The sequence below is a fragment of the Saccharobesus litoralis genome, from assembly GCF_003063625.1.
In the GTDB taxonomy this organism is placed as follows: Bacteria; Pseudomonadota; Gammaproteobacteria; order Enterobacterales; family Alteromonadaceae; genus Saccharobesus; species Saccharobesus litoralis.
Genome location: NZ_CP026604.1, coordinates 120257 through 134161 on the forward strand (window position 1 = coordinate 120257; position 13905 = coordinate 134161).

The window sequence follows — 13905 nt, forward strand, 5'->3', positions numbered from 1 at the left end:
TTAGTTTAATTAATAGTAATCGTTTAAACATATGATGTTTATATTTGTAATTATTTAAACATATGATGTTTGAATAAGCAATATGTTATTTTTATGTAAATGCAAAAAGTCGAATGTTAGTTTTATTAAATACGGCAAGAATTCTTTACACCCGCCAATCTAGCTAGGTTTGAGCTGCGCATTTATCGTTGTTTATCGATATTAAATATCTCTTAATGAAATATTTTTTACCCTTAGTGTTGAACATCATATGTTTGATCATGTAGCATCTTTATTGTTGATTGGTGAGTACATAGCAATATTTTTATTTTTTGTTATCAATGTGCGAGCGAATAAACAAAAAAGTAAACACACAGCAGGCTTTGTTCGCAGGAAAGGGACAAAGCTAAAAAACAAGCACAACAAAACAAGGTTTCAAACAATGAAAAACAATCTAATCGCTGCATTTGCGGTGGTGGCTGCGTGCGCCAGTGCGCAAGCTGAAGTGATCCGCCCAACAGGATTTGATGCAGGTAAAGTACGTTGGCAAGAGTTAGGTAATAAAACGGATGATTTTGAAAGTGGGTCGTTAAACCCTGCGATTTGGCAAAATGCACCGGCTAGCTTAAACGTTGGTGCGTGGACATTTGATGCAAATAACGCATACGTGCAAAATGGTCGCTTAAATATTGAGGTCACTCAAGAAACCCACACTCGCTCTTTTCAAGATAGTTGTTGGGATGGTGTCGCAGGGGGCTCGTCTCGTACGGTTCAGCGCGAACTTTATTATAAATCTGGCGCTGTTCGTACAGCAGCAGAAGGCGTTTATGGTTTTTATGAAGCAAAAATTAAAGGCGTAGATATTTTCCCTGGTTTAAGTCCTGCATTTTGGTTGTACAGTGATGGGCACCCATTCCCAGATCGAAATGACCCGACTAAACAATATGTTGATTACAGTGAAATTGATGTCGTTGAGTTGCAGCAAGCCGATTGGCGTAGCCCAACTGACTTTGATGATGTTTTCGATATGGACCATAACCTTCATGCGCGGGTTGAAGAAAATGGTCAAATTGTTTGGAAACGGCCAAAGCCTAATCCTGAAGCTCAACTGCTCCATTATGAAGCACCGTTTGATCCGTCTAAAGACTTTCATACTTATGCGGTTGAAAATCGACCTGATCGTATTTCATGGTATGTCGATGGTGTTCTAGTCGGATCTAAGCCGAATAAATGGTGGCATCGTCCTATGCATGTCATCTTTTCAATGGGTTTACGTCGTCATTTAATTCGCTATAACCCCGATTGTCAGCGTGCGGATCCAAATCCAGATAACGTGATTAGTGAAGGTTTTCCAGAGCGTGCAACTATGCAGGTCGAATATCTTAAAACGTGGCAGGCATTGCCATCTATTTGGCTTGATGATCCGCAAAATTACACGTCAACCAGTTACCAAGCCGGTTCAACGATGGACGTGACAGTGAACTATCATGGCGGCAGTAACCACTATGTGGTGGCGGATAAATACAATGGAATTACGGTTAATTTAGTTGAAAGAAATGCCAATGGTGTTGTGGCTGTCGTGGCGTCTGCTAATGATGCTTCTGTTAGTCATGAAGAAAAACGTTATGCTGGGCAAACCGTGATTAGCTTAAACCTAGCAGGTGTTACGCCAACATCACAACTACCCAATGGCCATTACTATGCGCTAGCGCCAGTATTTCGTTCATCTAATGGCTCTGATATTTTCTTACAAAATGCTATTACCAACATCAATATTACCAATGGTAACTATGAGCCAGTAACAGGCGTAAATATTGCGCCAACTAGCATTTCATTAAATGTGGGCGAAACTTATCAGCTTTCAGCGAGTGTATTGCCTAATAATGCCTCCAATAAAAACGTGACTTGGTATTCATACAATGATGGTGTTGTCACTGTTGATCCTAGTGGTTTAGTCACTGCGATTTCAGCAAATTCAACACAAGTCGAAGTGACGACAGTTGATGGCGGTTATACGGATTCTGTAACTTTCAATGTCAATGGTAATCAATCTCCTAGTGACTTGTTAAGTAACCCAGGTTTTGAAGAGGGTAACTTAATGACTACGTGGGATGCGAGCTATGGAAATTCCAGCATTGTTACTAACAACGCCAGAACAGGTAATAGAGCCGGTTACTTAAATGGTAATGGCGCGTTACAGCAATTTGTTGATGTTACACCTAACACAACTTATACATTAACTGGCTGGGGTAAAGTATCGGCTAATGGGCAAGATGTGTTTATGGGAGTGAGTGAATACGGTGGCGCAACTCAAAATGCCTTGTTCACCAGCACTAACTACCAACAAAGAACCATTACTTTTACTACAGGTGCAACTAATACATCAGCAAAAATTTGGTTCTGGAATGGTGACGCTAACGACCGTGTTTACGCTGATGATTTTGTATTAACCAGCGAAGGCGGTACGGGTACAGTTTCTGTGACTGGTGTGTCGCTATCTGACTCGTCAATTAATCTTGAAGTTGGGGGTACTCGTTCATTGTTAGCTACAGTGTTACCCAGTAACGCAACCAATAAAAATGTAACGTGGTCTTCAACTAACAATAATGTAGCAACAGTGAATAATGGTGTTGTTACCGCGGAATCTGCTGGTACGGCGACTATACGCGTGACAACTCAAGATGGAGGGCATCAAGCCTCTGCCAGTGTCAATGTGTCTGGGTCAAATACATCTTGTAGTGGCGGATGGGTTTCGGTAACCGGTGTTAATTTAACTGCGCCTAGTCAAACCGTGGCTGATGGCCAAACTTTACAGTTGTCTGCACAAGTATTGCCTGCTTGCGCAAGTAATAAGAATGTGACCTACAGTTCAAGTAATACGTCTGTCGCTATTGTTAACAGCAGTGGTTTGGTAACAGCACGTAACCCAGGGACCGCAGTGATAACAGTGAGAACTAAAAATATGGGTCGTACCGACACTATGACGATTACGGTGACGGGTTCGTAACGATTAAGTGAGCTTATCGCAAGTTCGACTCTTTATATGTGTGTAAATTAAAAGGCCAGCTTGTGCTGGCCTTTTTTTAACAAATTATTAAAAACCCTTGCGCTTGATTTGTTTAGAGTCTAATATCTCAATAATATAAACATCATATGTTTATATTTTCACAGCAAACTAAACAAGTATCGAAACGACTATGAATAAACTCGTAAAAACGGCACCAGCATGGGTGTTGGGATTACTGAGTATGTCTGCTTTTGCAGATGTACCTAAGGGTATGGATGCTAATCAAGCTATATATGAGATTGTGGCTGATCGCAGCGATAATTTTAATGGCAATTCTTTAGACCCCAATAAGTGGGTAAATGCACCGAAGAGCCTTATCGTTGGCGCTTGGACGTTTGCCCCCGCTAATGCCTTTGTTAAAGATGGCGTGTTGAATATTGCCGCGACACAAGAAACCCATACCCGACCTTTTCCTGATGTTTGCCAAGGTGGTAAAACAGTAGACCGTACTTTGTATTATAAATCGGGTGCTATCCACACGCATGCTAAAGGTGTTTATGGGTTTTACGAGGCGAAAATTAAAGGTGTAAAAATTTTCCCTGGGTTAAGCCCTGCTTTTTGGCTGTATAGCACGGATCATCCTTACCCTGATAGGCATGTGTCAGGTTCGGTTGATTATAGTGAAATCGATATTGTTGAATTGCAACAAGCGGATTGGCGAGCACCTGGCGACGAAGATCCGATAAATGTGATGGATCATAACCTGCATGCGCGAATAGTGGGTAAAAATGGCAAAACATTTTGGCGTCGTCCCAAACCTTACCCTGAGGCCCAGTTATTACATTACAAAGCGCCGTTTGATCCATCAAAGGATTACCATACTTATGTAGTAGAGAACCGTAAAGACAAGATTTCATGGTATGTTGATGGCGTATTAGTTGGCTCTAAACCCAATTTATTTTGGCATCGCCCTATGCGTGTGATTTTATCAATGGGTTTACGCCGCATGTTTATTAAATACAACCCTAAATGTCAAAGAGCGGATCCTAACCCTAATTATGTTGTACAAGACGGTTATCCTGAAGATGCAACGATGAAAGTTGACTATGTGAAAACATGGAAAGTACAACCGTCACTTTGGTTGCAAAATACTGACAGTCTTAAGTCTGTTAAAGCGGGAAGCACAATCGACGTGCAACTAGGTTATCACGCGGGTAGTGACTATCACGTGGCAGAAAGTGAATACAATGGTTTGTCATTAAACTTAGTGGAAATGAGTCAATTGGGAGTCGTTGATATTGTCGCTTCAGCTAACGACCCATCTGTTGCTTGGCAAGAGAACCGTTACGCAGGGCAATCAAACATTAAATTAGATTTAAGCTCAGTTAAACCAAGTAGTGACCTACCAAACGGCAATTTTTATGCATTGTTGCCCGTATTTAAATCGTCTAACGGTCAAGATATATACTTGCGCAAACAAGCTCATAAAATAACATTGCTTTAAGATTTATACTTTCATAAACCGTCCTGTGTACTCTAGCGAGTACTCCGACACAAAAGTTCTGACATGTTGTTGAGCTCGTTTTTATTAGCAATCTAAGTAGAAAAACGTGTGAGATTAAAGATCCGTTCCATCGTTGGACTGAATTTGGGCCGAATTTATTTCGGCTAACCCAAGGTTTGCCGATGTAAAATTGACCCTACAATTTAGCAAGTGGTTATAAATTCAACAGTTCAAAACTTTTGAGTTAAGGTGCGAGTATGATAATTCGCAGGACTGTACTCAATTACATCTATTATCGTTGCACAGCCCCGTTAATTATTAATTTGCATCTAGTTACAAACATCAGCATTTTATCTATATGTATGATGTTCCAAAACGCCTAATTTTTACTATTTTTAATTGGCTGCTGTAAATTGTTGCAGTAGAATGGATTTACATGTAAACGCATGTAGCGCTGACAAACTATATTGGTTTCAACTGTTAACAATATGATTTTGTTAGACTTTACGATCAAACACGCATCAACAGCTGAAAACCCAATAATAAGAAGGCCTATAAACATACAGGCTAAGTTTATAAAGCTGTTGAATATATGAACATCCTATGTTTATATTATTGTAACGAGAGTTTTAAATAATAGTAAAAATTAGCCATGAGTGAATTAGTTTATTACGATCTTAAACGCGCAGCGACCATGACACCGAGTTTATCGGTTCAGGTTGCTCGTGAGTTAGGTCGCCGTATTGTTGCAGGTACTTACGAGCCTGATACGTTAATTGATGACGAGAATGCGCTGGCTCAACGTTATCAAGTGAGCCGCGTTGTTATTCGCGATGCAGTTAAAATATTAGTGGGTAAGGGGTTATTAGATGTTCGCCGGGGGATTGGTACGCGTGTTCGTCCACGTAACCAATGGATTCTACTCGACGATGATGTTCTGGCTTGGCATATTACTGCGCCACCTAATGAACATTTTTTGACTCAGTTAATGGACATTCGCCGTTCGTTTGAACCTAAAGCGGCACGTTGGGCGGCCGAGCGTGCAACTGACGAAAACTTGAAAGAAATAGAAGCGGCTTTAGTGGGCATGGAGCAAGAAAAAGGCTCTATTGAAAACTTTATTATTGCTGATGCGCTTTTCCACCGTTCAGTTTTGCGCGCAGCTCATAATGAATTTTTAACCGCGATGGAAGGCGTTATTTATTCTGCGCTATTGGTGAGTGTGCGCATTACTAACCAAGATCCACGTGAAAACGAAACTTCAATTCCATTTCATCGCGAAGTTTATGAAGCGATTGCCGCTAAAGATGGTGACAAAGCAGAGCGTTTAACAGAAGCTTTATTAGGTGACGCGACAGCGCGTTTGAAAGATAAAGACTTTAAAGCTTAATCGCATTCCATATTAAAAAGGAAGCTAACTGGTATCGGCTTCCTTTTTCTATTGTTCTTCTGTTGTTTTTACTGTTTTGCTGTCTTACCCAAGCAAAATTGTCTATTTAGGTACATACAACACAGTAATGCCAGTAGCCACCAATTTAATGAACCGCCGCCGCTACTACTATTACTATTGTTGTTATCTGTATTATTGCTTGCGCTAGAGACAGTAACCCGCACACTGGCGCTGGCGGTCGCGCCATCTTGATCTTGAATACTGTAGTTGATGATTTCGTTGCTGGCGGTGCTAGGGGCAAAATAGCGAATTTGATTATTGATTATCTCTATTTGGCCATTGCCGGTTATTGTCGCGTCGACAATCGTAAGGGTATTGCTTTCTATATCGCTGTCGTTTGCCAATACGTTGATATCTATCGTATTACCGGCTTGTACACTGGCGGTGTCATTACTCGCTATTGGTAAATCGTTAATGGCATTAACGGTAATTGTGGCTAATTTTTCGTTGCTGTTCGATATACCGTCATTCACTTTAATTGGCACTAACAAATTGCCATTAAAATTTACATTTGGCGTGATTGTGGTGCCAGATACTTGATAATCATTACCTGCGGTAATCATGATGGTTAATGGATCTTGGTCGTCATTACTGACATCGAGATCGGCTAATTTAATGGTGATGGCCGTATCTTCGTTGGTTGTGAGTGGTAAAATAGCGTTAAGTACGGGGACTGTGTCAACAAAGTTCACTGTGACTGTGACGGAGCCTGTGCTAGTCCCCCCCTGATTGTCGCTCACTTGATAACTAAAGGTTTCGTTAGTAATGGCGCTGTTGGCATTAAAGCGGATCTGATTATTTTCAATGGAAACCGTATGGACTCCGGTGTAATTAATACTAGCCAATGTTAAAGGATCAGACTCAATATCAGTGTCATTGGCGAGAACATCGATTAAGTTACTGGTGTTGTCCGCCAATGTTGCGTTATCGCGAGCGACTAAAGGGGCATCGTTGACAGGCGTGACAGTTAAATTAAATGAGAAAGTATCACTGTCTAATTCACCATCGTTAACCTTGGCCGATACGGTTAAATTGCCGTTGAAGTTATTAGCTGGGGTAATTTGGTTATTTTGCACCGTATAGTTGTCGCCATTGAGTACTATTAGACTCAGCGCATCATTTTCAGTGTCTTGGGTTGTAAATTGATTGATAGATAACGTGATAGGCATATCTTCGTTAGTCGTTAGATTATCAACTCCTTGAATAATTGGCTTAGTATTGCTAGCGGCTACCGTAAAACTAAGTTGCCCTGTGGCTGTGCCGCCGTCTGTATCACTGACGGTATAGATTAAGCTATCGGCCCCGACTGTATCACTTGCCACTATCTGAATTTGATTATTAACTTGGCTTACGCTGTGGGGGCCAGTGTAAGTAATTTGGCTGATCTGTAATAAGTTGTTGGCGGTTTCAGTATCATTGTCGTTGGCGAGCACGTCAAACTTCAGTGTTTGACCTGTTAGCAAGCTTGCAACGTCGTCAACTGTGGTTGGTAGGGCATTAATTGTGATCAACATAGTGGCTTGACTACTTGTATTATTACTTTCGTCACTGACTGTTAAACCGACGGATAAACTCCCTGAAAATTGATCGTTGGGGATCACCGTTGTCCCTTGTACTTGATAGTTGTTGCCTTCTAAGACATTGAGCGTAAATACTGTGCTGTCGTTGTCATCAATAGTGACATCGTTGAGCGATAAGGTAATGTTGTCACCTTGGTTCATTTTCTTAGTGGTAACTTGCCTAATATCTGGGGTATCTTGCACCTGAGTATTACTGATTGATAAACGGGCGGGGGCAATATTGTAAAATACATTGTCGCTACATTTGACCATAACACGGGCTTGATTCACGTCAATGTTAGGTACGGTAACTGTTTCATTGCCATCGTTAGCTGTTTGGATGGTTAACGCCTGAGTAAAGGTTATGCCATTATCGGTTGATAACATAATATCCACTTGGCTACAGGATATTGGTGCTTGATCTGTGTTAGCGACTTGCCAATTAATCGTTAAGTTATCATTGCCATTTAAACTTTTATTAATCGCAGGTGAGGTGACAGTGAATGGACCCGCACTGGCTTCGACCTGTATTTGTGTACTATCGTCGCCAATACCGCCTTTATTGTCTCGTGATAAAAAGCGAAAATTAAGTGTGCGATCCGTTAATGGGTAGGTTTCTCCTAACACTAAATTGCCATCAATTACATCCTGTAGGCGAGGAAAGTAACGGACTTTGCTGTTACCGGGTTGATAGGCGCGAAATAATGGGCGAGTGCCATCATCAATCATATCGGCAGGAGAACTTGATGCTAAGCCTTTGTCGAATTGTTCCCAGCTATAGGTTAATACATCATTGTCGGCGTCTGTCGCGTTGCCAGTTAAAACAAAAGGGGTATTGGCAGGAATAGTAAAGTCTTGCCCTGCATTGCTAATGGGCGCATGGTTTAATGAATTTGATGTATTACCACAGGTTGCGCCAGCACCATTGTTAACAAAGTTGTTTATTTCATCGAGGGAAATAGAATGAAAAAAAGCCAAAGAGCCGGATTCAATATTTTGTGAATCACAAATACCAGCATAAGACATAATACTTGAACCGCTGCCTGTTTCGTAGGCGGTTGATGCATTGCGCGAGCCATCGCAAAATTCGTCAGTACCGTTAAAGCTATGATTCGCGCCCATTTGGTGACCGATTTCATGCGAAGCTAATTCAACCGCAAAGACATCACCAGTTGGGTTTTCTAGTCCGGTTGCGGCAGAGGCTTTGTGGCCCGTTAAACAAGTTACCCCAACACCGGCTAACCCGCCGTTACCGGTTAAAAATACATGACCAATGTCATAGTTTGCATCTCCAATTTGCGTGTCCAGTAAGGTTTGGTTAGCGGTTAAATCTGCTTCCTCTGGTGAATTAGCAAAAGGATCTGTGTTCGCGTTAGTTTGTAATAATGTTGAATTATTGGCTATTAGCTGAAATTGGATGCCAAACTCTTGTTGGTAAACTTGGTTAACGCGATTCATAGTCGTGACGATGGCATTTTGCGCGGCAGAAACACTACCAAAAAAATCTGTGTATTCAGCTGATGATGCGATGGCGATCCGATAAGTGATATTTTGCAAGGTGGTATTGCTGTCTGTAAATGAGCCTCGTTTGGCAAGGGTAATTGGCGTGGGCTGAAAATGCTGGATCACAGAGTCAACGAAGCGTAATTTTTGTTTCGGTTGCGGATAAAATGCCACTAGATCGGGAGACCCTTTGATTGCATCAATAAAATAAAGCTCGCCATTAATTTGATACATACCATTAAAACCCAATTCACCTATATCAAACCGTCCCGTATTTTGTTCCGCGCCTACTTGAGTGCCTTTAAAGGTATAAATGCTAGGAGTAAAGGAATGAAAGCTTGATGCGTAGATAGGCGAATAGCTTATTTTATATTGTATGGTTTGGTTATTGGGGGCCGGTAAGGTGATAACTAAAGCTGATGAGTCTGAGTGAGTTGCTAACAGTGTTAATTGGTTTTTAATGATTGAGACATCAGTTTGTAAATAAGATTCATCTAGCCGTTGTGCACTGGGGTGCAAAGCTACACTGTCTTGTTTGCCTGCTAGTTTTATCCATTGCCAATTTTGCTGACTATTGGCTAAAACTAAGTGTGATTTAAAAATGTGAGCAAGCAAGATAAATAAAAACAGACGGAATAATGTGGTTTTCATAGTGAACTTCATGAATATAGTGGGAGTGGGTCAGCGCGCTTTAATTAATTTAGTGTAGTCGAAAATGACTATAGGCGTATTAGAAACGACGAAGGTTTATCGGTAATTGTGACTGAGTTAAATTAAATTGTTAAATTGAGGTCGCCAAAGGGCTATGGGCAAGAACGAACTAAACGATATTGGCGGAGTTAATTGCCAATATCGTTTAATTTAATGGGTATAGTTAATAGTATAACTATTAATTAAATAGTTTACCTAATTTCCAGAAACCACCGCCTTTAGACGTATTTTGTTCCAGGTAACCAACCCAGAGTTGCGCTAAAGACTGTTTGGCTTCCATACTAAATTCAGGTTGCAATACAGTGAGGTTAGGTGAAGATAATATTTCTGCTAGCTTTTCTGGCGGTGTCGAAATTTGCCACAAGCCTAGTAACATAGCGTAACTTCTCACCAGTAATTGACTACAGGTTTCATCATCTTCTATTTCAAGTTTTTTTGCTAATTCTTGACCAGTCACTTGTACCATTTGAGCCATACGGTTTTTAAATGCGATTAAAATATCTTTATCGACATTTTGTTCAATAACCGAATGACTTAGGCTGGCTAAACGGAAAAATTGAGGCTGTTGTTCAACGTAGTGGCAAAGCGCTTGGATTATATGATCAGCATCGGGTTTATCTTCGGTAATTGCGCCGGTTATATCGGCATACCAATTTTTGTAGTGCTGCTCTAATAACGCTAAAAATATCTCTTCTTTACTTTTGAAATATAAATAAACGGTTCCTTTAGCTATTCCGGAATGGTTAGCGATTGCAGCAGCTGTAGGTAATAAGTCAGGATCTAAATCAAACAGCTGAGCAGCAGTTGTTAAGATAAGTTCGCGTTTTTGCTCTTTATCTTTGGCTGAGCGAGCACGTTTACTTTTTTCTTGGGGGGCTGGAGCTTCGGCAAGCATAGCAAATATCCTTATTATAAAAATCTTCGGTAAATCGCATGTTATTTACCTTATCAGCATCTCGGAATTACACGAAAATACGAGTTGTAGACTCAGATTATTTTTTAAACTATATGATGAGGGTTCATTTTGCAAATGTCTTGCTAAAAATCAATGAACTTTATCGGAATAATAAGATACTAAAATAAACTAATATAGTCTTTTCGCTCAGGTTTTATGGTTCATTGTCAGCGCTTACTCTCGACTTTGCTTACATGGATGTAAGTACTTAGGTTTCGTCGGGAACAGGAAACCTGTGGCTCCTGCGTCGTCCTAATACCTAAATCCACTTTCTTCCATTGAGAGCGGCAGCCCCAATCACATAATAAAGCATATGCTCAGGGATCTCGAAGCTTGCCTGCATGGATGCAGGTACCAAAAGTAGGCGCTTTAAGCGAGGGGCGAGAGCAGGGCGCGGTAGCTTTGACGGCTTTGCTTACAGGGATGTAAGTACTTAGGTTTCGTCTGGAACTAGAAGCCTGCCCCTAAAACCCGATCGCTTAGACTAATAGTTTAAGCCAAGTTATTAATTTAACAGGCGTTATCATATCCTATTTTTGTCGCTGCCAACTTGATTAACAATTACAGCTAATAATTAAAGCGTGAGCTTGTCGTCATTTACGTAACTTAATCGTAATTTTTAACTTAAATTGTTAGTTAAATTGTATTAATTGGTATATTGTGTAGATATTAAATAGCGTGCTGAGGTTGTACTAAATGGCTATTAAACGTAGAGAATCTGTTAGCGAAGCAAATGACTTAATGACAAAAGCTATTGCTTTATTGCGAAACTGGGAAGTACCGACAGACCCCATTAATTTTGCTGTTGCTTACGAAGTAGCAAAAGGGACAAATAAAGGGCTCATGGAAAAGTATGAGTTATTTATGTTTAGCGGCAGAAAAGTTGATAATTATTGTTTAGAGCAATGGCAACTTGAGTTTTTACAATCGCAACAACTGAATCAAGCAGGTTTAATATCCAGTTTAGATAAAGTATTAACTGATGTTCAAAACCATGTGCGCACTAGCGGCGGTTCAGTAGACAACTTTTTAACTGATATTGATTCAAGTATGAGTCAGTTAAGTGGCATTAAAAATGCTGATGATATCAAAACACCTCTTAAATCTATTTTAACCGCGACTCAAACATTAAAGTCTGAACATGATCAATTGAAAGATCAGTTAGCGGTTTCTCAATCTGAATCTCAAGCTCTCAAATCTGAATTAGATAAATTACAACGAGAAGCAACGACGGATACGTTAACCAGTTTACTTAACCGTAGAGGGCTAGAGCAGTATTTGCAATCGGTAGGTTCCAAAACCATGAAAGCCATGGTGCTGGATATTGATCACTTTAAACGTTTTAATGATACTTTTGGCCACCTTATTGGCGATGTTGTTATTGCAAAAGTAGCTGATCAATTAAATAAAGCGCTGCCAGACGACGCTAAAGCGATACGCTATGGTGGAGAGGAATTTGTTGTAGTTAGCCCCGAGCAAAACTTAGATGCAATGAAAGCGTTAGCTGAGCGTATTCGTTTGAAAGTTTCTAGTATGAAGTTGATTAATGGTAAAACTAAAGAAAGATTACCTACCATTACGGTTTCATTAGGCGTTGCTGAGCAATCTAAAGATGAAACTTTCGAGGCCCTTATTTCACGTGCGGATGAAGCTCTATACAAAGCAAAAGAAAATGGTCGAAACCAAGTTCAACTAGCCATTTAACGTTAATTCTAACAGCCTTATTTAATAGGCCGAAAAAGCAGGCCTATTATTTCCATCTTGTTTTATTGTTGACATTAATAAGTTAACTCTTGTCCTTCCCCGATAACTGAGCTAATCTGTTGTTAACAGTCTAGTCAAAGCGATCAGGTTTTAGGGGAAGCCGTCAAGCTTCGAGACCCCATGAGCATATGCTCTATTATGTGATTGGGGTGAGTAAGCGCCGACAATGAACCATAAAACCTGAGCGAGAAGACTATATTTCAATGGAATGAATGTTCAATATATATTTAGCTGAGCAAATTTTATGAAAGTACTTTGCCAGTTATAGATAACCTCAACTCTGGATAATAAATCCGTTTCTGGAGGCTATTTGAACCAATAACTGCGTTAAGTTTACTTGCAATAGGCTAGCTATTGACGCGTAAACTTGCCTTGTTCTTGGCTCAAATTTCTCTCCAGAAATAGAAAATAACTATTGTATGGTTATCGGGAGTTGTTAACGGACTTAAATTGATGGTAATAATTTTTATCGTCGCAATTCTTAACCAGAGTTGAGGTTAAATAGATTATGAGGCAAGCTTCCATGAAAAAAATCTCACTTTTATCCTTTCTTTTTGTTGCTTTGAGCCTGTTTGTTAGCGTTTTTGCTAGCGCGCAAAACCTTGATGCAAATGCTAATTACTATATTCGAGGCAATAATGTAGGCCCATGGCAATTTGCTTTGCAGTTTGGTCAAGTCGAGTTGCAAGACAAAAATGCCAAAACGGCTAAAGGTAGTTTGATAGCTAAACCGGCTAAAAAAAACAGTATTGGCGATGCTTTGCGTTTAACCTGGAACCCCAAAGGCATTAAAAATGAGTGGGGATCAGAAAACAAAAACGTATTAACTGCAACGTTAACCAATTCGCAGTGGCACACTGACTTGAGCAGTGTGGTTAATGGTGCTGCCTTGTCTTTTGATATTCGTGTAATTAAACCACCTAAAAAAGTGGTGGAGTTAACAATGGAAAGTGCATGGAACTGGCAGCAGCGCAGCACAATACCATTGAAAAATGTATTGCGTCGTTTACCTAAGAAAAAATGGACAACGGTACCTATCCCTCTTAAATGTTTTGACAACGGTAAGCTCGACTTTTCAAAAATAACCACGAGTTTTATGCTTTATTCACAAGGTAAAATGGATATCGAAATCGGTGATATTCGTTTAACCGCGTTTCCTGCTGATAAAGTAAAATGTTAACTTAGGTTGATAATTAGGTTTATTACTTCGCCGAATTTGTTGCATATAAAGCGGAAAATGCGCTAATTGCGAGTGTCTAGTTTAAATATAATGCTTGCAATTATTTGCTGTCGTATCGAATGCAACAGATAGCCTGTTTATGAGTTAAATAATTTTTATTTGACTCAACTTATTAGGGTTTTACGTCGAGGGTAAAACCTTAATCTTTACGGTTCGTGGACAATCACGAACCATTTTTTCTATTGTTATTTATATTTTTTAATCCTTTTTCTTTTTTCAATTATCTTCTTGAT

Annotated in this window: 7 protein-coding genes; 5 read left to right on the plus strand and 2 right to left on the minus strand. The window is 40.0% G+C overall.

Annotated features, from left to right (window positions below):
* Positions 1 to 421: 421 nt before the first annotated feature.
* The 3 genes from C2869_RS00470 (at position 422) to C2869_RS00485 (ending at position 5880) form a co-directional block, all read left to right on the plus strand.
* Positions 422 to 2986, plus strand: coding sequence for an Ig-like domain-containing protein (locus C2869_RS00470; protein WP_159083956.1), 2565 nt, complete (start codon positions 422 to 424; stop codon positions 2984 to 2986).
* Positions 2987 to 3176: 190 nt separating this feature from the next.
* Positions 3177 to 4490, plus strand: coding sequence for a family 16 glycosylhydrolase (locus tag C2869_RS00475; RefSeq protein ID WP_108601085.1), 1314 nt, complete (start codon positions 3177 to 3179; stop codon positions 4488 to 4490).
* Positions 4491 to 5142: 652 nt separating this feature from the next.
* A complete protein-coding gene (locus C2869_RS00485) occupies positions 5143 to 5880 on the plus strand; it encodes a FadR/GntR family transcriptional regulator (protein ID WP_108601087.1) in 738 nt (245 codons plus the stop codon).
* A 68-nt stretch (positions 5881 to 5948) separates the two neighbouring features.
* Here C2869_RS00485 and C2869_RS00490 read toward each other — a convergent pair whose 3' ends face one another.
* On the minus strand, positions 5949 to 9653 hold the full coding sequence (locus C2869_RS00490; protein WP_159083957.1) for an Ig-like domain-containing protein: 3705 nt from the start codon (positions 9651 to 9653) through the stop codon (positions 5949 to 5951).
* A gap of 238 nt (positions 9654 to 9891) precedes the next feature.
* Positions 9892 to 10608 (minus strand): TetR/AcrR family transcriptional regulator, encoded by a 717-nt coding sequence (locus C2869_RS00495; RefSeq protein WP_108601089.1) that lies wholly within the window; start codon positions 10606 to 10608, stop codon positions 9892 to 9894.
* Positions 10609 to 11364: 756 nt separating this feature from the next.
* Between C2869_RS00495 and C2869_RS00500 the strand changes: the two genes are divergently transcribed.
* A complete protein-coding gene (locus C2869_RS00500) occupies positions 11365 to 12372 on the plus strand; it encodes a GGDEF domain-containing protein (protein ID WP_108601090.1) in 1008 nt (335 codons plus the stop codon).
* A gap of 583 nt (positions 12373 to 12955) precedes the next feature.
* On the plus strand, positions 12956 to 13612 hold the full coding sequence (locus C2869_RS00505; protein WP_108601091.1) for a putative glycoside hydrolase: 657 nt from the start codon (positions 12956 to 12958) through the stop codon (positions 13610 to 13612).
* The last annotated feature ends 293 nt before the right edge of the window (positions 13613 to 13905 follow it).

Excerpts from the sequence above, each read along its gene's own strand:
- C2869_RS00505 (WP_108601091.1), top strand. The coding sequence starts at position 12,956 with ATGAAAAAAATCTCACTTTTATCCTTTCTTTTTGTTGCTTTGAGCCTG.
- C2869_RS00470 (WP_159083956.1), top strand. The coding sequence starts at position 422 with ATGAAAAACAATCTAATCGCTGCATTTGCGGTGGTGGCTGCGTGCGCC.
- C2869_RS00475 (WP_108601085.1), top strand. The coding sequence starts at position 3,177 with ATGAATAAACTCGTAAAAACGGCACCAGCATGGGTGTTGGGATTACTG.
- C2869_RS00500 (WP_108601090.1), top strand. The coding sequence starts at position 11,365 with ATGGCTATTAAACGTAGAGAATCTGTTAGCGAAGCAAATGACTTAATG.
- C2869_RS00490 (WP_159083957.1), bottom strand. The coding sequence starts at position 9,653 with ATGAAAACCACATTATTCCGTCTGTTTTTATTTATCTTGCTTGCTCAC.
- C2869_RS00495 (WP_108601089.1), bottom strand. The coding sequence starts at position 10,608 with ATGCTTGCCGAAGCTCCAGCCCCCCAAGAAAAAAGTAAACGTGCTCGC.
- C2869_RS00485 (WP_108601087.1), top strand. The coding sequence starts at position 5,143 with ATGAGTGAATTAGTTTATTACGATCTTAAACGCGCAGCGACCATGACA.